Consider the following 19,449-nt stretch of genomic DNA (forward strand, 5'->3'; position numbering starts at 1 on the left):
CTCACCCGATTTCGTCCGCGTACGTTTCCTTCGCGGCACAGGCCGCGCCCACCGTGAGCACCGCCAGCACCGCGAAGTACGCGACGATCAGCCACGGCCTGCCGCCGCCGGCGGCCAGCAAGAGCGCGGCGATCAACGGCGCGAACCCGCCCGACAGCACCGCCCCGATCTGATAGCCCAACGACGAGCCACTGTAGCGCACCCGGGTGGGAAAGAGTTCGGCGAACCACGCGGCCTGAGGGCCATACATCGCGTCGTGAACGACGTTGACCCCGAACACGATTGCCAGCACCACCGCGACCGGTGATCGGCTGTCGGCGGCCACGAAGAACAGGGCCAGGGCGACGACTCCGGCCGCCGCCCCGAACAGGTACGGTCGCCGACGCCCGATCCGGTCCGACAGCAGCGCCCAGCACGGGGTGCTGACCAGCCCCAGACCGGACGAGATCAGCACCGCGATCAAACCGACTTCGCTCCCCCGCCCCAGCGAGTCCTGCAGGTAGGTAAGCGAATAGGTGGTGAGCAGGACGAAAAGCCCGATCTGGGAGAGTCGCAACCCGGTGCTGATGAGGACGTTGCGCCCTTGGGTGCGCAGCACCTCCCACACCGGCAGCCGGGCCAGCCCGTCGCCCCGTCTGAGGCGGTCGAAGAGCTCGGCATCGGTGAGCTGCAGGCGCACGAACAGTCCGACGACCACCAGTACCACGCTGAGCAGGAACGGGATTCGCCAGCCGTACGCCAGGAAGCCGGCCGGGCCGGTGGCCCGGCGGGTCAGCCAGAACACGGATGTCGCCAGCAGCATGCCCGCCGGAGAGCCGAGCTGGGTGAAGCTGCCGAACAGTCCGCGCCGGTGAGGCGGCGCGTGTTCTACCGAGAGCACGGCGGCACCGCCCCACTCGGCGCCGACGGCAAGCCCCTGCACTACGCGCAGGGTGGCCAACAGCGCGGGCGCCAGCAGCCCCGCCTCGGCGTAGGTCGGTAGCAGCCCGATCGCCGTGGTCACCAGGCCCATCACCAGCAAGGCGCCCACCAGGACGGCCTTGCGCCCCAACCGGTCGCCGAAGTGTCCCGAAACGACGGCACCGATCGGCCGGGCGCCGAACCCCGCGGCGTAGGTCGCGAACGACGCCAGCGTGCCGGCCGTCGGCGAAACATGGGGAAAGAAAAGCGGTTTGAAGACGAGCGCCGACGCGGTGGCGTACAGGTAGAAGTCGTACCACTCGATGGTGGTGCCGACCATGCTGCCGAGGGCGACGGCCCCCAGGCGCGCTCGCGGACGCGCGGCCGTGGCGGTGGCCGGGGCCGGGGCCGGGGCCGGGGCCGGGGCGGAAACGGTCACGTGATCGCAGCATAGGCACGCCGGCGGCGGCGCCAAACCCTTGCGATCGCCGCGACGCGAACGCGCACTCAGCCCAGCTCGTCGACGATCGCGCCGAGAGTCTCCAGTCCGATGGGCGCCGGTTGGTAAAGGAACACGGTGTCTGAGATGCCGTCGACGCGATCGCGGATATGGGCGGCGACCTCTTTGGGCGTGCCACAGGCCGCGATGGTGTGCATCATCTCGTCGTCGATCAGGCCGCCCATCTCCTGCCAGCGGCCCCGCTTGGACAGGGCGTTCAGCTCGGGCTGCAGGTCCTCCCAGCCGTGCGCCGCGAGCACCGGCCGGTACGCCGGCGTCGACCCGTAAAACGCGAGCAGCCGCCGGGTACCGTCGTCGGCGCGCTCACGGGCCTCGTCGGTGTCCCCGGCCGACACGATCACTTCCGGGATGACGGCGAATTCGCGGAGCTCGCGGCCGCCAGCCCGCAGGCCCTCGCGCACCGCCGGCATGGTGGCATCGCACAGGTACCGCCGGGAACCGAACGGCATCACCAGCAGCCCGTCGGCGTGCTGGGCGGTGGCGCGGGTCAGCCTCGGCCCGAGCGCGCCGACGTAGATCGGCGGCGGACCGAACGGGTTGGGGCCGGGGTCGAACGTCGGTGTCATCAGCGTGTGCCGGTAGAACTCGCCGCGAAAGTCCAAGCGGCCGCCCGTTTCCCACGCTTTGAAGATCGCGCGTAGGGCCGCGATCAGCTCGGTCATCCGGGCCACCGGGCGGTCGAATTGCGCCCCGAACCGCTTTTCGATCTGCGCCCGCACCTGGGTGCCCAGCCCGAGGACGAATCGGCCGCCGCTGAGCAGCTGGTGGTCGTTGGCCTGGTGCGCAAGGTGAATGGGGTTGCGCGGGAACGCGACGGCGACGTTGGTCATCAGGTCCAGACCACCGACCGAGGCGGCCAGCGTCAGCGGGGCGAACACGTCGTGCTGACCCTCGAAGGTGGCGACCCCGCTGACGCCCGCGTCGCGCAGCTCCCGCGCGCGCCGCGCCGCGTCGAGGGGACCGTACAGCGACGTGAAGATCCTCAAAGCACCTGCCTGGCGACGCTGGGTGGTTTCGCGGGGGAATCGGGGTTCATCGTACGAAATCCGCGGGATGCTGTTGACTAGGGGACGTGACGAACCGGCCATCGATTGCGGACGTGGTCGTGGTCGGTGCCGGTTTCGCCGGCCTGGCCGCGGCCCGCGAGCTGACGCGACAGGGCCATGACGTGCTGGTCTTCGAGGGCCGCGACCGGGTGGGCGGCCGGTCGTTCACCGGCAGCGTGGCGGGGCTGCCCGCCGACCTGGGCGGCACCTTCGTCGGCCCCACCCAGGACGCGGTGCTGGCGTTGGCGGCCGAACTCGACGTCCCCACCATGCCCACCCACCACGAAGGCAAAAACGTCATCCACTGGCGCGGCTGGGCGCGCTCCTACCGGGGCACCATCCCGAAGCTCTCGCCGCCCGGGCTGCTCGACATCGCCCGGCTGCGTTGGCAGTTCGACCGGATCGCCCGCACCGTCCCGGTGCGCGCCCCGTGGGACGCGCGTCGCGCGTCCGAGCTCGACGGCCTCTCGCTGGGCGGCTGGCTGCGCGCGGTGCGGGCGACCGCCTCGTCCCGCGACCTGCTGGCCATCGTGGCGCGGGTGACCTGGGGCTGCGAGCCCGACGAGGTGTCCATGCTGCACGCCGCCCGCTACACCCACGCGGCCGGGGGCCTGGACCGGCTGCTCGACGTCGAAAACGGCGCTCAACAGGACCGGTTTCCCGGCGGCACGCAGCAGATCGCGGAGGCGATGGCGGCGGAGCTGGGCGATCGGGTGGTGCTGAACGCGCCGGTCCGCCGCATCGAGCGGCACGGTGCGGGCGTGACGGTGGTCGCCGGCGAGCGTCAGGCTGAGGCCGGCTTCGTGGTCGTCGCGGTTCCGCCCGCGCACCGCGCGTCGATCGAGTTCGCTCCCCCGCTGCCCGGCGAGTACGGGCAGCTCGCCGACCATTGGCCGCAGGGCCGGCTCAGTAAGGCCTACTCCGCCTATGAGACACCGTTCTGGCGGCGCGACGGGTTCTCCGGCCAGGCGCTGTCCGACCGGGGCCCGGTGTTCATCACCTTCGACGTCAGCCCGCACGCCGACGGGCCGGGGGTGCTCATGGGTTTCGTGGACGCACGCGCGTTCGACTCGCTGCCCGACGAGCGGCGCCGCCACGACGTGCTGCGCGGCTTCGCGGCGCTGTTCGGCGACGAAGCGCTCAAGCCGCTGGATTACGTGGATTTCCGCTGGGGCACCGAGGGTTTCGCGCCCGGTGGTCCGACCGCGGCGGTGCCGCCCGGGTCGTGGACGCGATTCGGACGGTGTCTACGGGAGCCGGTGGGGCCGATCCACTGGGCCGGCACCGAGACCGCCGACGAATGGACCGGTTTCCTGGATGGCGCCGTCCGGAGCGGCCAGCGCGCGGCCGCCGAGATCGTCGCCAGGCTGTGACAGGCCTGTGACAGGCCCATATCTGGCTAGGAGCTGATCCGCACGTCCCGGGTGACCGACTCGGCGAGCGCCCGCAGGTGGCGGCTGACCTCCCGCGGTTGTTCGAGCATCGAGCAGTGGCCACCGGGCAGCTCGACGAGGCCGATGACGTTCGGCGCGGTCCGTGCGATCTTGCGCGACTGACTGATCGGGGTGAGCCGATCGCGTTCGCTGCCGATGACCAACGTCGGCACGGTCAGCCCGTCCAGATCCAGGTGCTGTGGCCCCAGCGCGCCGGCGAGCATCTTCGCGCAGCCGCCGCGCCCGGCCGGCGGGGTCTGGGCGAACAGGTCGTAGATGAGGCCCGCCGCGCTCCGATCGGCCTCCTTGCCGACCGCCAGCCGCGCCACCAGATATCGGCTCGGGATGTGGGCCGGCGCCGGTATGGGCAAGCCGCCGAACACCGTGATCAGCCCGCGCGCGGCCAGCACGCGGGCCGGCGACAGCCCCCGCGGCACCGGCAGCAGCTTGATCTTGCGCAGCAGGTCCCCGGTGGTGGTGTTGATGAGCGCGACGGCGTCGGCGCGGCGGCGGACCTTGTGGCGGTAGCGCGCGGACCACGCCGCGATCGTCATGCCGCCCATCGAGTGCCCGGCCAGCACCGCCCGCTCGTGCGGCGCCAACGTCGCGTCGAGCACCGAATCCAGATCGGAGGCAAGGGCTTTCAGGCTGTAGCCGCCACGCCGCGGGATCCCGCTGCGCCCGTGCCCGCGGTGGTCGTACGCGATCACCCGATACTCGTCGGTCAGGTCGGCGATCTGGTATGCCCACGCCCGGATCGCGCACGTGATCCCGTGGGTCAGCACGATCGGGTAGCCGTCGGACGGGCCGAACACCTCGGCGTGCAGCTTGGTGCCGTCGGTGGCCCGGACGGTCAGCGCCCGGCTGGGCGGCAACACGTCGGGCAGGGGATCGACCGTTCGAGCCGATCGCCGAGCATTCATCGCCGCTCCCCCCCTTGAATCACCGCACCGTTGCCGCAATCCGGATGTTTCGCGAGTCTATCGCGAGATTGCTTCCCAACCGCGCGAATCCGGCAAACACGCGCGAGCGCACCGGAAGCGCGGAAGCGGTGTGAGACGCTTATTCGCGTGTCCCCGATGTCCCGTCGGGCATTCCTCGCGGCAACGACGAGCGCGGTCGGCGGCGGGCTGGCGGGCGGCTGCACGCCGAACCCGCCAGCGCCGGACACCGAGTCCGTGCTCGTCGTCGGCGCGGGGATGGCGGGCCTGTCGGCCGCGCGCAACCTGGCCGACGCCGGCTGGCCGGTCCGCCTGATCGAAGCCCGCGACCGGATCGGCGGCCGGGTGCACACCGACCGCGGCTGGGGCGTGCCGCTCGACATGGGCGCGTCGTGGATCCACGGCGCGGCCGGTAACCCGCTGGTGGAGCTGGCGACCCGGGCGCGCGCGCAATTCGTTCCAACCGACTATTACGGATGGGCCAGGCTCGCCGTCGATCCGCGACTGCAACCGCTGGACTACGACAAGAAGACCTGGCGGCGATTCGTGGAGCGCGCCCGCGACCAGGCCGACGGCGCAAGCCTGGCGGCCGCCGTCGACGCCGCGGCGGACGACGCAGAACTCTCCGGGTCCGACCGCGCGCAATTGGCGTTCTACCTGACCACCGAGATCGAAGACGAATACGCGGCCAACGCCGACCAACTGTCAGCCTTGACGTTTGACCAGGGCACCTACTACGGAGGCGACCAGGACGTCATCACCGACGGCTACGACGCCCTGCCCAAGCTGCTCGCCGACGGGTTGCAGATCGCGCTCAACTGCCCGGTGACCGCGGTGGTTCGCCGCGGCGACTCGGTGATCGTGCGGGCCGCGGGGCGATCCTTCGAGGGGCCGGCCGCGATCGTGACCCTTCCCCTCGGGGTGCTCAAATCCGGTGCGGTCATGTTTGATCCGCCGCTCCCGGACACCCACGTCCGGGCCGTGAACGCGCTGGGATCCGGCGTGCTCTCGAAGAGCTATTTCCGGCTGAATCGGCGAACCTGGCAGGCGGAGAACGCATTCTACGAATACCTCGGCGCCGAACCCGGGCTCTGGTCGCAGTGGTTCGCCCTGCCAGTCGCCGCCGGCCCCATTGTGCTGGCGTTCAACGCCGGTGACCGCGGCCGCACCGTGGAGGCCTCATCGCAGCACGACCTGATGGCCGGTGCGCTCCCGGTGATCAGGCAGCTGTTCGGCGACGACGTCTCCCCGGTGGAGGTCCGGACCTCGGGTTGGGCCGCCGATCCGTTCGCCCGGGGCGCCTACTCGTTTCACACCCCCGGCTCCGGACTCGACGACCGGCGCCGGCTGCAGGAACCCATCGGGGACCGGCTCTTTCTGGCGGGCGAGGCCGTCGGTATCGACAATCCCGCGACCGTCACCGGCGCCGTCGCCAGCGGGCGCCACGCCGCCGGCCAGGTGATGCGCTGGCTGAGCGGCTGACCCCCTGATGACGGCGGCCTAGTGTCGCGAGTCATTACTAGTGCACCAGCATCTTCGACCGCTCATCCCGCTGGTGAATACGTCGAACGTGGGGGGAAGTACAAACTACTTTTCGTCCATACGTCCCACGCTCGGAAACAGGAGCGAAGGCTGCACCCGAATTAACGACTCAGGACACATTAGTGCCCGGCCGCCAGATCCCTCGCGCAGGCCTTCACGATCGAATCGAAACTCGACGACAGCAACCGACGGGTGAGCGCCTCCAGCAGCCTGCCCCCCGCCCAGACGGGATGGGTGTAGTTGCTCAGCCAGTCGACGTGCGTGCCGTCGCCGGCGGCGGTGAAAGTCAGTGTGCCGCCGTCGTGATTGAACGGCGGAAACGATCCGATGATCAGGTAGGAGTAGCGGCGCGGCCGGTCATAGGCGGTGATCGCCTCCCGAAACCAGGTGCCGGCCCCCAACACCTCGCGCACCGCCCCCGCCCCCGGCCCGGGCGCGTCCTTCGCCCAGCGGGACCGGAGAACGAGCGGGGCGGCGGCCAGGTTGACCGGGTCGACCAGCCAGTCGAAGACCCGCTCCACCGGCGCGGGGATCGTCCACTGCAAGTGAATCTGGGTCATCGGACCTCCTGCCTGGCGCTAACGGTGTCGCTAACGGTGTTCAGCCACATGCTAGACGCCGGCACCGAACCTCAGCCCGTGCGCTGCGGTTCTTCCTGCCGCGCCCGGCCGGAAACCAGGCGTCGGCGCGCCCGTACGGCCGCGTCGATGTGCGCAAGGCCCTGCGATAATGAATCCACCAGCGGCAGACCATGATCGGGAATCACCTGGGTGAGCCGACGCAGCGCCGACCCACCTACGACGCTGCAGTGCAACCCTGCCGCCCGGTGCTCGTCGTTCAGTGTCTGCAGCGCCGAGAGGCCGGCGCTGCCAATGAAATCCAGGTGGGTGAGATCGAGGATCAGCGGGGCCTTCAGGCGCGAAAAACGGCGGATCGTTTGGGCCACCAAGTCGGCGTTCAACGCGTCGACCTCGCCGTGGACCCGCAGAACGGTGGCCAGGCTTCGCGCGTGAACGCACAATCTTGCACCAGTGCAATCGATTTGGTAGCGACTGCGCGGTTGGCCGCGCAGCGTTGCCGAGCATAGTTCGAGTGAAGCAGTCATGAGGAGTAGGCCCTTCAACATGGTAGAGAGCAGGGCGAGCGACAACGGTGTCCAGAAGGCGCCCATAAGAACGGCAGCTGGGGACTCAACCTGACCCGAGTGTACCGGCAATGCCGCTGGTAGTGGTGGCCGGAACGGGCCGCGCCGGGCGCGCCGGCCGCCGAAATCGGCCCCTCACCAGGGTGTTTGGCGCGGCGGGACCAACCTATTGTTCGCTTTGCGGCCAGGCGCGTCCCGTGGTGTTCACCAGAACGGCCTCATGGGCCCCATCCGCCCCGGTGGGGAAACCAAACCTTAACGCAGCGAGAGCGTTTGGATACAACCGGAGCTGTTGCGGTCGCGTTGCCCACGGGGGGGGTGGATCGGTCACTGCCTGAGTATCGAATGCGGGCTCTGGCCGTACGTTTGCCGATACAGCACCGCGAACCGGCCGGTGTGGGCGAAACCCCAGCGCTGGGCGATTTCGGTGACCGTGGTGGTCGACGGCGTGCCCACGCTCAGATCTTGATGAGCGCGGCTCAACCGGACGCGCCGCATGTATTCGGTCGGGGTGGTGTTGAGCTGCCGCCGGAACAGGTATTGCACCGCCCTCGGCGTGAGGTGCACCGCGGCCGCCACGTCGTTGATGCCGACTTCGCCCGAGGCATTGCGATGGATGAACGACACCGCGTCCTTCAGGGTTTCCGGAACGGGCGTGTCGCCCGTCACCTCCTGGTCGGTCAGCGTCGAGGGGTAGCACTCCAGGAGCGCGCCCGCCAGCAGGGGCGCCATCGCCGCGACGATCAGCGGCTGCTGGGCGGTGTCCGGGGAAGCCAGGGTCGCGGTCACGTAGTCCAGCGCCCGGTGCCAGGCCCGCACCGCGGCTCGCGAACGGGGGCGCCAGCCCAGGAACTGGGCCTGCCGTGGCAACGGGGCGGTCCACTCGGGGACGGCCTTGTGCAGCGCCTCCGCCAGGACGCTCACCACGTCGAACCGCGCCCCGTTCACCTGCAGGGTGCACGACATGCCGCGCGCGACCAGGACCGGGCAATCGGGCGTGGGGAGTGACCCGCCCGCGACGGCCAGCGATCCCGCCCGAGGCTGGATCACGACGAAGGTGTCGCCGGCCGGCACTTCGAGCGTGGCCCGCCCCTGGATCAGCACCTCGTCCACGGTGATCGCCGCCGTCTCACAGCGCCGGTGCGTCAGGGCCGAGCGGCTCGAAACGCCGCTGACCCGCCATCCCGGACTGTAGGCGTCGGCAAAGAACCGGCGCACGGCGTGCGATTCGATGGCGCGGAACTGTTCGTGGCGGACCGCCGGCGGGAAGTCGGCCAATGCACGCGCGTCGGCAAAGGAATGCCCGTCGGGCCGCGCATCGACCCGGATTTCGCCCGGAAACTGGCCGGCGGAGCCGACCGCCACGCCAGGTGCCGTGTTCTCCGTGAGGCTCGTCATCGGTGTCGTCTCATCGGTGTTCGCCGGCCTCTCACCACGGCTCTCATGAGGGCGTCGCGCCTCGCCATTGGATCACCGCGCCACCGCCTGCAACCCCGAGGGAAGCCATCGTTGCGAATCCACCTGCCCGTAGATGTTGAGCGAATCCCGCGCGATGCGGTCCCAGCTGTAGCGAGACAGCGCCCTGCTGCGGCCGGCCGCACCCATACTCTCGCGTTGAAATCGTTGGCCGAGCAGCGTTCTCAACGCGCCGGCCAGCTCGCCGGGACCGTTCGACGGGAGCACCAGGCCAGTGACGTTGTCCACGACCGCGTCGCTCAGGACGCCGACGGCGTGGGCGACCACGACGACCCCGCTGGCCATCGCCCGCAGCACCGCGGTGACGCGCGGCGGCTCCCGGGGTGTGCAGGCGACCACGTCGGCGGACCGGATGAGTGCCGGCAACTGCGAGTCGGTCACCGCGCCCAGCAATCGGACCCGGTCGCCCACCCCCAAACCGGCGGCCAGGCTCGCCAGCTGCGTGCGTGCGTCGTCGTGGTCGGCATCGGTTCCGCCGGTTTCGGCGATCACGAGTTCGGCGCCCGGGACCCTGGCGATGGCCTTGATCGCGATGTCTAATCCATTGCCCCACAGCGGGTTCGGCACCAAGGCCAGCACGCGATGCCGGTCGGTGCGGGGGCGGCCGGGCCGACGGGGCTGTAGCACTCGATGTCCACGCCGCTGCCCAGGGCGGACACCCGGACCCGGCCACGACGCAACCGCGCCAGCGCGTCGACATCCGCGGTGCATTCCGCGGTCACCCAGGTCGCGCCCCGCGCCAGGAGCGGCTCGAGGCGCTGCCGTTCGCTCGGGGTGTCGTCCGCGAGTCGGGAGGTCACGGCAAGGCCCAGAAAGCTCTGCACGACTGGCAGACCTTGCCGTCGAGCCGCCAACTGGGCGGCCATTCCGCCCAGCCAGCCGAAGGCGTGCACGACGTCGGGCTGGTCGGACAACCACATGCGCTCGAGGGCGTGGGCCCATTCCCCGACGTGCGGCAGAACATCTGGCGCCCGCGCCGCCGCTCGGGGACCCACCGCTATCGGCACGGTGCGAAAGCCATCCGTATCGGGTTGTGATCGCCGCCGACCGCGGTGCCGAACGTAGGCGACGGCCTCGTGCCCGCGGGGGTGCAGCGCGGCGCAGAGTTGCTTGGGCTCCTCGCCGGCGAGGTCGTCCCCGCTGACAATCGCAATCTTCACCGCCACTCCTTTCGAGAAGCATGCCCTCGACAGGTCGGTGGCGTACCCGGCCCCCTATCCCCGAAACGCCGCTTCTTCGTCTGGCGAACCGATGCTTCGCATTGTGGCCACGCGTCGGCGCCGGCATGGTCCCCGTACGGACCGTTAGCCCACGACCTCCATCAGCAGCAGCGCGCCCCCGACGGTGCCCTCGATCGAGCGGAACGACGTGCACGTGACCCGCACGCGGGCCGCGCGGCCGCGGCGGTTGACCGCGTCGACCACCACTTCACCGGAGCTGTCGGGGTCGACGAACGCATTGCCGATCAGCGGACGAACGGCGTCCAGCGGGAGGCCGATGTCCAGCCCCGTCAACCTCGAGCCCCGGGTCTCGTCGGCCCGCAGGCCCCACAGGTCCTCGCAGCCCCGGTTCCACAGGATGACCTTCATCTCCCGGTCCACCACCACCATGCCCATCCCGACCGAGTCGATCAGCGAGTCGAGGAAGTGCTTGGCCTCGTCCAACTCCACGGTGCGTTCGCGCAACATGTCGTTGATGGTGTGCAGCTCGTCGTTGGTCGACTGCAGCTCCTCGTTCATCGTCTCGAGTTCTTCGTTGGTGGACTGCAGTTCCTCGTTCGTCGTCTCGAGTTCCTCGACGGTCGACTGCAACTCCTCGTTTGTCGTCTCGAGTTCCTCGTTGGTGGACTGCAGCTCCTCGTAAGCCGCCTCCAGCTGACGGTTGGTTTGCACGACCTTGTCGAGCAGGGCGCGGGTGGCCGTGACGTCGAAGAACACGATCGAGACGCCCAACAGGCCGTTCTCGCCGTCGACGAGCGGGTTCACGTGGATCTCGAACCAGACCGTTTCCACGCCCGGTCGCTGCCACTTGACGTCCTGGATCCGCGCCGAACGCCGCTCCACCTTGGCCTGCTCGAGGTAGGCGCGCAGCTCGACCGGCCGGTAGGACACCTCCAGGTCACGGAGCAGGCGGCCGATGTCGCGGGCCGAGAGGCCGAAGAGCGCCTCCGCCTGCTGGTTGATCATCGCGACGGTGTCCTCGCCGGTCACCACGATCTGCGCGACGGGGCTGGCGCGAAAGGCCAAGTCCCGCACCGTGGTCAGGCCTTGCTGCTCGGCATGGCGATCGTAGAACGGTCCCGCCGGGTCGTAGCGGTCGATGCCGCTGTGCGACCCGATCGCCTTCCGAAAAATACGGTGTTTGAGGTTCAGCGGGGTGAACCGGTCACCGTGACTCAGGAGCATCTCCGCGTGCCCGAGGAACAACGTGCCCTGCGGGGCGAGGGCAAAATGCAGCCGCCCCAATACGTTTCGCTGGGTTTCGGCGTTCAGGTACATCAGGGTGTTGCGGCACACACGAGCAGGTCGACGCGCGAGATCGGGGCGTCCTTGACCAGGTCGTTGCGGCCGAAGATCACCGCCCGGCGCAGGTCTTTGTGGAACACGTAGCGGCCGTTGACCTGTTCGAAGTAGCGCGGCAAGAGCTCCGCCGGGACGGACTCGACGGCCTTGGCGTCGTAGGACGCGGTGCGCGCCTCGGTCAGCGCATCCTCGTCGACGTCGGTGGCGTAGATCTTGACCCGCTGCCGGAAGGCGTCCGACCCGAGGGCCTCGGCCAGCAGCATCGCGAGCGTGTAGGCCTCCTGGCCCGACGCGCACCCGGCGCTCCACACCCGGATCGGGTCATTGGGCCCGCGCTCGGCCAGCATCCGCGGAATGACCTCCGCGCTGACGAATTCCCAGGCGTCCGGGTCGCGAAAGAAGGACGTGACGTTGATGAGGATGGTGTTGAAGAGCGCCGTGAATTCGTCCGAGCTGGCTTGCAGGAAGTCGAGGTAGTCCTCGAACGTGGCATACCCGGACTGGTCCATCCGGTGCCGGACGCGGCGCATCAGCGACGTGCGCTTGTAGCCGGTGAAATCGAAGCCACGGGAATCGCGCATGTAGCGCAACAAGGCTTCAAAAGCCTCGTCAGTCGTGGATTCCATGCAAGTCCGTCCGATAGGGGTTTCCCAGCAGGACTCGAACACTACTCGCGGTTAGAGTTGGTTCTCCCGGCCGATCACGGCCCACACCGTCTTCCCGGTCGGCGTCGGCGTGCTGCCCCAGGCACGGGACAGCGCCGCCACGATCGCCAGGCCGGACACGACCTCGGCACCGCGGTAGGCGTCCTCGCGCCGGCCCGGCAGCTGCTCGCTGGTGTCCTCGACGGCGACGGTAACGGCGCCCCGGTGGCTTTCGGCGCGCAGGGCGGGCGAACTCCGCGTGTGGTCCAGGACGTTCTCGACGAAGACCGTCGCCACCGTCGCCGCGACCGGAATCAGATCGGCCTGACCCCATTCGGTGAGCCAATCGGTGACCAGTCCCCGGGCCAGCCCCGGGCTGGCGGGTGAACGGGGCAGGTCGCCGCGGGCCCGCCGTCGCGCCTCCTGCGGCCGGCCGCGGGCGGCATCCAGCGCGACCTGCCGCGTCGGGTGCACGGGCACGTAACGGGCCACGCTGCCGGCTGCTATCGCGCGCCGCACCTGCGGCGCCCCGCTCACGAGCAGGATCGGCACGTCCGGCCAGACGCTGACGTGCCAACGAGCGCTGGTGAACACCACCCACGCCGACGCCGAGGGGACAACGAGCCGGTCGACGTCGACGATGACCGCGCGGGGTTCGTCGAGGGCGGCCTTGATGACCGTGTCACGAATGCTCTGGTAGGTGGAGCTGTCCAGCAACCCGTCGGCTACCAGGACGGTCACGTCCCGCTGCGGCTGGACGTCGATCCGGACGGCCGGCTGAAACTCACTCATCGAAATCACCGCCGGCAATGCTGCTGGCGGTGGGCAGGCGGTCGCTGAGCACGGCCAACGCCCCTTCCGTCTCCTCCGCGATCGACGTGTAACGCTGGGCGACGAGCCCGGGTCCGGCTCTCTCCGCCAGGTTCCGCGCCATCCTCGCCTTTTCCTGCATGCTGCGCAGCGCGATCCACAACGCGCCCTCGACCTCGGTGTCCCGCGCGGCGAAGAGCGCCTCGGTCGTCCAGGCGTGACCCACCTGGCAGCGGAAGTTGCCTTCGCTCACGGCAACGAGCGAGCCGTTGCAATCTGGGCACGTGTAACCCGAAGGCGGCCCGAGCTTTTGGGTGTCGAAGCCAGTGGCGAACCGGGACATCATGGCGATCCGGTTCTCCAGCTCCATCGCGGAGTCGGGTTCCGTGACGGGGTCTTCCATCTCTCGGTGCGACAACTCTTTGATGACGGCGCCGATGTCGGCCGCGGCGGCCTGCCGATCGACCACGCCGGCCTCAATCGCGTTGTTGGGCATGTCGGGAAACAGCGCATCGTCGGGCGCCTGGCCGATAGTGGTGCCGCCGCGTAACCGGATCGCGGCAAGCCCGAGGACGCCGTCGTCGAGCACACCCGAAAGCAGGACGCCGATCGCGCGCGACCCAAACACCAGGGCCACCGAACGAAACAGCGCGTTGATGGCCGGCCGATGCCCGTTTTCGGTCGGCCCCTGGGAAAGCACCACACGATGGTCGGCCACCAGGAGATGGCGGTCGGGAACGCTGACGTAAATCTGCCCCGGCTCGAGCGGCGCGCCGTCCCGGGCGGCGACGGCGGGCAGCGGCCCGCTGCGGTCGAGGATGCGGGCCAGGACGCTCGGCGCACCGGCGGGGATGTGCAGCGTGATCAGGTAGGCGTAGGGCACATCGGCCGACAGGCCGGCAGCCAGGCGCGACAGCGCCTCGACGCCTCCCGCGGAGGCACCGATCGCCACGACGCCACGCAGGTCGCCAGGTTCGCCGGTCGCCTCGATCACCACCTTTGACTACCCCCACAGATGGTAGGTAACCCGCGCAGCGGTGTATAGGTACCGCCGAATGAACGTCGACGGTGGTTTCAAAGACGACCCGGGTTGACGACCCGGGTTTTTGCCGCACCCGGCGCGGGCACCCCCGGAAGAGGATGTTTCTTCGCGCACAGGAGGATGCAAAGTGCCGAATTCGTCGATAAAGAACGAGAAGTTGTACGAGGACCTGCGCAGCCAGGGCGACTCGAAGGAAAAGGCGGCGCGGATATCGAACGCGGCCGCGGCCCGGGGCAAGGCCAGCGTCGGGCGCAAAGGTGGCAAGGCCGGCTCCTACACCGACTGGACCGTGCCGCAATTGAGGAAGCGGGCCAAAGAACTTGGGATGTCGGGGTATTCGGGCCTCACCAAAGACAAGCTCATCGCCAAGCTGCGCACCCACTGACTCGTCAGCGGGTGAGACCGAGCCGATCGGCTAACACAATGAAGGCCACCGCGTAGTCGTTGTCCGCGGTTTCGGCTCTGATGTGGTCCCAGTCCAGCCGCTCGCGGATCGCCCGCACCGCGGGCAGGAGCCTGGCGAAGTCGCAGTGGTGCTCTCCGAGCGAACGCAATTTCTGGATGAGGACGACCGTCGGAGGCAACACGGGCATCGAGATCGCCAGCACGTCGCGCTGATCGGCGCACTCGAGCGCCGCCGAATCGACGCGCACGCCGTTGATGCGGTGCAGGACGTCCACCACGCCGCCCTCGGTGCTCGCCTTGAACAACCAGTCCTCCGGCGGGTGCTCGACGGCGAAGCCGGCGCCGCGCAGGGTGGCCACCGCGTCGTCGACGTCCGACTCGGCCACCACCAGGTCCACGTCGTGACTCGGTTCGGGTGCACCGTAGGCCCACAACGCATAGCTGCCGGCCAGGGCGAAGCGCGGCCCCTTCTCCTTCAGCGCCGACGCGGCCCCGCGCAATGCCTCGCGCAGGCGGAAGCACGGAACGGGCGTGCTCGCGGGGGTCTCGACACCGTCGGGGTGAGCCGTCATCGTGCCTTGGATATACCCCCGCACCCTGCCCGGCAACCTGGCCGCCGCCACGTCGCATCGGCGGTCACCGTTTAAGCCGGGCCCGAGCTGGGGAAGTCTTGAGTTATGTCAGTCCTTCCCCCGCTCGCCCACGACCGGACTGACGTCGGTGTTTCCGCCAATGCCGGGACGGCGGCGGGTGATCGCGCGTGACGGCGGGGGTGATCAAGCACTGGCTCGAGTCGGGGCGGCTCGACATGCCATTGCCGGCGTCCGGACGAACGGCCGAACGATGGGAGCGCCTGACGCACCTGGCCGCGGACGACATCGTGGCGGCCCGCATCGCCGAGTCGCATGTCGATGCCGTCGCGATCCTCGACGAGCTGGGCGGCAAGCCTCCGGAGCTCGGCCAGCTGTGGGGCGTGTGGGCGGCCGAATCGCCCGACGCGGTGGTGATCGCCAGCGATACCGGTGGCGCATTCACGCTGAGCGGGACGAAGGTGTGGTGTGCGGGCGCCGGGTTCTGCACCCACGCGCTGGTGACCGCTCAGCTCGAGGACGGGTCGCAGGGCCTGTTTGCGGTGTCCCTCGCCGAACCCGCCGTCAGGGCGCTACCCAGTACGTGGTGGAACGCGGGTATGGCCGGCTCCGACACCCGGTCGGTGCAGTTCACCAACGCCCCGGCCGTCGCGGTGGGTGACCCGGGCGCCTACCAGGACCGCCCCGGATTTTGGCACGGGGCGATCGGTGTGGCCGCGTGCTGGCTCGGCGGAGCACGCCGGGTCGCCGAGCCGCTGTACCGCTCCGCGGGAAGCAGATCGGCTGACGCGTATTCGCTGGCCCATCTCGGCGCGGTGGACGCCGCGCTCGCCGCCGGCGACGCGATGCTGGCGATGGCCGCAGCGCAGATCGATCGTGATCCGTTCGACCGGGCCGGCACCGCTCAGCTGTTGGCCCGCCGCGTCCGGACGGTGGTGGAGCATGCGGTCGATGAAGCCATCACCCGCACCGGCCGGGCCCTGGGGCCGGGTCCGCTGTGCCAGGATGGCCGGCATGCCCAGCGGGTCGCCGACCTGTCCATCTACATCCGACAGAGCCTCGCCGAGCGGGATCTGGCCGAACTCGGGCGGCTGGCCGGGAGCGTGCCCCCGGGGACGCCGCGCTGACCGCACGCCGGGCCCGCGGCGACTGCGGAAACACCGAAAGCGGGTACCGACAAGCTATGCGCGTGGCGACGTTCAACATCTTGCACGGCCGCACCGTCGGTGACGGGGTGCATCCGGCCCGCTTGAGCGAGGCGGTGCGGCGCCTCGATCCCGACGTCCTGTCCCTGCAGGAGGTGGACTGCGACCAGCCGCGCTCGGAGCTGGCCGACCTCACCGCGGTCGCGGCCGAGGCCATGGGCGCCGCCGAGCACCGGTTCGTCGCCGCGATCTCCGGGACGCCGGGCGCGACCTGGATGGCCGCCACCGGCCACGAGCAGCCGGGGACGGCGGCCTACGGGATCGCCCTGTTGTCGCGCTTTCCGGCGGCCAGCTGGCAGGTGGTGCGGTTGCCGCGAATCCCGATGCGTTTCCCCATGTACCTGCGCGAGCCCGGCCGGGTGATGGTCGTCGACGAAGAGCCCCGAGCCGCCGTCATCGCGCAGCTGCACACACCAAAAGGCGATCTGACGGTTGCCAACACCCACCTGTCCTTCGTGCCCGGCTGGAATCTGCGCCAGCTGCGCCGGCTGATCCGCGACCTGCGGGGATTTCCCGGCCCGCGGCTGTTGACCGGAGACCTCAACATGACGTCGCCGACGGCGCGCCGGTGGTCTGGCATGCGGTCGCTGGCAGTGGCCCACACATTTCCCGCCGATGCGCCCGACCGCCAACTCGACCACATCCTGACCGACGACCCCCTGCTACGCGGGGGAGCCGTGGCCGCCGAGCCGATGCCCATTTCGGATCACCGGCCGCTGGCCGTCGATCTCGAACGCGTGTGAGAGCTCAGACGCCGGAAGCCGGGTCGGCGGCCAGCCGGCTTTGCACCCGGCGGATGTCGTCCTGTGACGGCATTTCGTCGGTCACTCGAATGATCTCCACCCCGACGTCGGCGCGGTCGGCTGGGCGGCGCGTGCGGGCCAGGAGCTTCTTCGCGATGGCCGATATCTCTTCTTCGGACACGCGGCGCGGCAGCAGCGCAAGCAGCGGTGCGTACCCCATCGCGGGCGCCCCGTTCGGGTAACCGACGCGCAGGAATGCCACGGCGGCCGTCACGCACGTACCGAAACTCATCTCATTCACCTCATCTCCCCGCACCCGCAGCTTTGGGCGGTGTGCCAGGGATAACCGCGATCGGCGGTTTGAAACCATCACCGACTGGTCAGTTTACGCCGCCTCGCCGCCGGCTGCCGACCGCGCACGCCGAAAGGGGCCCGGCCCTACCTGCGGACCGGGCCCCTGAGACGGGAGTTACTGGTTTTCTTTCTGGCGCTCTTCGGCCGCCTTGGCACCGGCCCGCGCGGACTCGGCTTCGGCTTCCTTTTTGCCCGCGTCGCGCTGCGCGTCGGCTTTGTCCTGCTGCGCCTGGCCTTCCTCGACCAGGTCGTCGCGCCCGGCGACGGTTCCGCCGACCTCCTTGACTTTGCCCTTGATGCCTTCGACGGCACCCTTCACGGCCTCCTGCGGCCCGCTCTTGTCATCGCCCATGAGTCGCCTCCCTGGTGGTGGTTACTGAGCTCGCGCTCATTGGTCCGCGAATCGGCCTGCCGGGCCCGCGCCGCGCTGTGCACGAGCACTTCACCGTTGAAGCCCCCGTCCGCCCGAAGTCGGCGCGCCGTGACATGTCGACCGCAACTATCGGCGTTCCCAGCCCGGCCGCGATCAAACCCCTGTGCCCGAAGTGAACGCGTGGGTTTCGTGCGCCGTTTCCCGGGTAGGACTGGCCGCGAACAGGGCTCCCCGAGAACGGGGTCGGAGGGGGAAGAAATATGACGAGGGTCGGCGTGATCGGGGCAACCGGTAGGGCGGGCTCCCGCGTCGTCGCGCGGCTCCGGGCCCGCGACGTGGCGGTGGTGCAGCTCTGCCGCGCACACGGCGTCGACGTCGTCTCCGGGCGCGGCCTGTCCCGTGCGCTGCGGGGAGTCGACGTGGTGATCGACGTCTCCAATCCGATGCCGGCCGATCGCCGGTCCCCCATCGCGGACGTGCTCGCGGCCGCCTCCCGCAACATCGTCGGCGCGTGCGCGGCGCAGGATGTCCAGCGCCTTGTGGTGTCGACCGTCGCGGCCCTGGATGACCCCGTCCTCGGCGGCCTGCCCTACTGCGCGGCCAAACTGGCGGCCAAGCGGATTGCGCTCGACGGGCCGGTGCCGACCACGATCATCAAGTCCACGCAGTGGTACGAATCCGCCACCACCCGCGCCGCGGTGAGCTACCGCGACGACGAGGTGACCGTGCAGGACTGGCTGATCCAGCCCATCGCCGCGGACACCGTCGCCGACGTGCTGGTCGAAGCGGCCCTCGGGCAGACGCACCCGCCCCGCACCATCGCGGGTCCGCACCCCGTCCGGCTCCCGGAGCTAACGGCGAAAGTGCTCGCGTGGGAGGGCGACGGCCGTCGCGTCCGCGCGGCGCCACCCGCCGTACCCGCGCTCGCGGCGGGGGCACTGCTGCCGTCCGAGCAGGCGGTCGTCGTCGGCCCCGACGTGGACACCTGGCTCGGCACGCGGCCACCGGCGGACACGAACGGCAGCGACCGGCCATCGAGAACCGGCGCGCCGGATTGCTCGAAAGTCTGACCGGCGCCGGTAACGGTTTCGTCACGATCCACCTTACGTTTCCCTAAGAGGCTCAACGCTTTTCTGAGAATTCTCACGGCCCCGTAAGTCCCCGGGCCCGCCCGGCCCCGAAACGGCCAGCAAATTGTTTTTCCATCGCCGGATCGCGATCGGGCGTTCGTCGTGAGCGAACGCCGCCTTCTCTCGGCTTCCGCTATTTTGGATTTCGAGGATCGGGAGCCTCTCTGACGTATCAATTCGAATAATTCGAAGGACATCACTGTATGAAAAACAGCAGCATTGTCGCGCGTCGGCGGGTGGCCGGCATCAGTGCCGGCTTTCTGCTCGGGGGGATGACCATGAGCATCTTGGCTGCGCCCTCGGCGCTCGCGGCCCCCGACTGCAGCCCCGGCGGAGTGAACGCGACCGTCTCCTCGGTGCAAGGCTCGGCCCAGCAGTACCTGTCCGCACACCCGGACGCCAACGAGGTCGTCACGGCGGCCTACGGCCAGCCACGCCCTGAAGCCGAGTCGAACCTGCGTAACTATTTCACCGCGCACCCCCAGCAGTACCACGACCTGCGCGGAATCCTGGCGCCGATCGGCGACACGGAACGGCAGTGCAACGTCAAAGCGTTGCCGCCGTACCTGGAGTCGGCCTACCAGGAGTTCATGGCCGGCTGATCGCAGCTCGACGACGACCCGCCACAA

General features: G+C 69.7%; 18 protein-coding genes and 2 pseudogenes. 7 read left to right on the forward strand and 13 right to left on the reverse strand.

The genetic code is table 11. From position 1 onward, the window contains the following. Position 1: 1 nt before the first annotated feature. Both SKC42_RS06845 and SKC42_RS06850 read right to left on the reverse strand, forming a co-directional pair. Positions 2-1,240 carry an MFS transporter gene (locus tag SKC42_RS06845; RefSeq protein ID WP_442932028.1) on the reverse strand — a complete coding sequence of 413 codons (1,239 nt, stop codon included), beginning with the start codon at positions 1,238-1,240 and terminating at the stop codon, positions 2-4. Positions 1,241-1,407: 167 nt separating this feature from the next. Next, positions 1,408-2,406 carry a TIGR03617 family F420-dependent LLM class oxidoreductase gene (locus SKC42_RS06850; protein WP_330963528.1) on the reverse strand — a complete coding sequence of 333 codons (999 nt, stop codon included), beginning with the start codon at positions 2,404-2,406 and terminating at the stop codon, positions 1,408-1,410. 86 nt (positions 2,407-2,492) lie between these two features. Between SKC42_RS06850 and SKC42_RS06855 the strand changes: the two genes are divergently transcribed. After that, positions 2,493-3,839, forward strand: coding sequence for a flavin monoamine oxidase family protein (locus tag SKC42_RS06855; protein ID WP_330963529.1), 1,347 nt, complete (start codon positions 2,493-2,495; stop codon positions 3,837-3,839). A 26-nt stretch (positions 3,840-3,865) separates the two neighbouring features. On the opposite strand, the gene SKC42_RS06860 is transcribed toward SKC42_RS06855, so the two are convergent. Next, positions 3,866-4,822 (reverse strand): alpha/beta fold hydrolase, encoded by a 957-nt coding sequence (locus tag SKC42_RS06860; protein ID WP_330963530.1) that lies wholly within the window; start codon positions 4,820-4,822, stop codon positions 3,866-3,868. A 147-nt stretch (positions 4,823-4,969) separates the two neighbouring features. Between SKC42_RS06860 and SKC42_RS06865 the strand changes: the two genes are divergently transcribed. After that, complete coding sequence (locus SKC42_RS06865; protein WP_442932019.1) at positions 4,970-6,322, forward strand: flavin monoamine oxidase family protein; 1,353 nt, start codon at positions 4,970-4,972, stop codon at positions 6,320-6,322. A 179-nt stretch (positions 6,323-6,501) separates the two neighbouring features. On the opposite strand, the gene SKC42_RS06870 is transcribed toward SKC42_RS06865, so the two are convergent. The 7 genes and pseudogenes from SKC42_RS06870 to SKC42_RS06900 all read right to left on the reverse strand — a co-directional run bounded on the left by SKC42_RS06870 (position 6,502) and on the right by SKC42_RS06900 (position 13,975). Continuing rightward, on the reverse strand, positions 6,502-6,942 hold the full coding sequence (locus SKC42_RS06870) for an SRPBCC family protein (RefSeq protein WP_330963531.1): 441 nt from the start codon (positions 6,940-6,942) through the stop codon (positions 6,502-6,504). A 71-nt stretch (positions 6,943-7,013) separates the two neighbouring features. Further along, positions 7,014-7,553 (reverse strand): STAS domain-containing protein, encoded by a 540-nt coding sequence (locus SKC42_RS06875; RefSeq protein WP_330963532.1) that lies wholly within the window; start codon positions 7,551-7,553, stop codon positions 7,014-7,016. 300 nt (positions 7,554-7,853) lie between these two features. Next, positions 7,854-8,924 (reverse strand): helix-turn-helix transcriptional regulator, encoded by a 1,071-nt coding sequence (locus tag SKC42_RS06880; RefSeq protein ID WP_330963533.1) that lies wholly within the window; start codon positions 8,922-8,924, stop codon positions 7,854-7,856. A 72-nt stretch (positions 8,925-8,996) separates the two neighbouring features. Then, positions 8,997-10,162 (reverse strand): annotated as a pseudogene (locus SKC42_RS06885) (glycosyltransferase). Positions 10,163-10,306: 144 nt separating this feature from the next. After that, positions 10,307-12,150, reverse strand: a pseudogene (locus SKC42_RS06890) (CheR family methyltransferase). A 51-nt stretch (positions 12,151-12,201) separates the two neighbouring features. Then, entirely contained in the window at positions 12,202-12,960 is a 759-nt protein-coding gene (locus tag SKC42_RS06895; RefSeq protein ID WP_330963534.1) for an STAS domain-containing protein, read from the reverse strand. After that, positions 12,953-13,975 carry a chemotaxis protein CheB gene (locus tag SKC42_RS06900; RefSeq protein ID WP_442932020.1) on the reverse strand — a complete coding sequence of 341 codons (1,023 nt, stop codon included), beginning with the start codon at positions 13,973-13,975 and terminating at the stop codon, positions 12,953-12,955. The genes SKC42_RS06895 and SKC42_RS06900 overlap by 8 nt, the downstream gene beginning before the upstream one ends. Positions 13,976-14,147: 172 nt before the next feature. Between SKC42_RS06900 and SKC42_RS06905 the strand changes: the two genes are divergently transcribed. Next, a complete protein-coding gene (locus SKC42_RS06905; protein WP_330963536.1) occupies positions 14,148-14,405 on the forward strand; it encodes a DUF7218 family protein in 258 nt (85 codons plus the stop codon). 4 nt (positions 14,406-14,409) lie between these two features. On the opposite strand, the gene SKC42_RS06910 is transcribed toward SKC42_RS06905, so the two are convergent. Then, positions 14,410-14,997 carry a nucleotidyltransferase gene (locus SKC42_RS06910; RefSeq protein WP_330963537.1) on the reverse strand — a complete coding sequence of 196 codons (588 nt, stop codon included), beginning with the start codon at positions 14,995-14,997 and terminating at the stop codon, positions 14,410-14,412. 188 nt (positions 14,998-15,185) lie between these two features. Here SKC42_RS06910 and SKC42_RS06915 point away from each other — a divergent pair, with 188 nt between their 5' ends. Next, positions 15,186-16,142, forward strand: a complete 957-nt coding sequence (locus SKC42_RS06915) for an acyl-CoA dehydrogenase family protein (RefSeq protein ID WP_330963538.1) — start codon at positions 15,186-15,188, stop codon at positions 16,140-16,142. A gap of 56 nt (positions 16,143-16,198) precedes the next feature. Further along, positions 16,199-16,963 (forward strand): endonuclease/exonuclease/phosphatase family protein, encoded by a 765-nt coding sequence (locus SKC42_RS06920; RefSeq protein ID WP_330963539.1) that lies wholly within the window; start codon positions 16,199-16,201, stop codon positions 16,961-16,963. A 4-nt stretch (positions 16,964-16,967) separates the two neighbouring features. Here SKC42_RS06920 and SKC42_RS06925 read toward each other — a convergent pair whose 3' ends face one another. Next, positions 16,968-17,255, reverse strand: coding sequence for a DUF3349 domain-containing protein (locus SKC42_RS06925; RefSeq protein ID WP_330963540.1), 288 nt, complete (start codon positions 17,253-17,255; stop codon positions 16,968-16,970). A gap of 177 nt (positions 17,256-17,432) precedes the next feature. After that, on the reverse strand, positions 17,433-17,669 hold the full coding sequence (gene mbp1 / locus SKC42_RS06930) for a microaggregate-binding protein 1 (RefSeq protein WP_330963541.1): 237 nt from the start codon (positions 17,667-17,669) through the stop codon (positions 17,433-17,435). A gap of 281 nt (positions 17,670-17,950) precedes the next feature. On the opposite strand from mbp1, the gene SKC42_RS06935 reads away from it, so the two are divergent. Then, a complete protein-coding gene (locus SKC42_RS06935) occupies positions 17,951-18,760 on the forward strand; it encodes an SDR family oxidoreductase (RefSeq protein WP_330963542.1) in 810 nt (269 codons plus the stop codon). A gap of 263 nt (positions 18,761-19,023) precedes the next feature. Then, a complete protein-coding gene (locus SKC42_RS06940; RefSeq protein WP_330963543.1) occupies positions 19,024-19,422 on the forward strand; it encodes a heme-binding protein in 399 nt (132 codons plus the stop codon). The last annotated feature ends 27 nt before the right edge of the window (positions 19,423-19,449 follow it).

This window comes from Mycobacterium sp. 050134 (assembly GCF_036409085.1).
In the GTDB taxonomy this organism is placed as follows: Bacteria; Actinomycetota; Actinomycetes; order Mycobacteriales; family Mycobacteriaceae; genus Mycobacterium.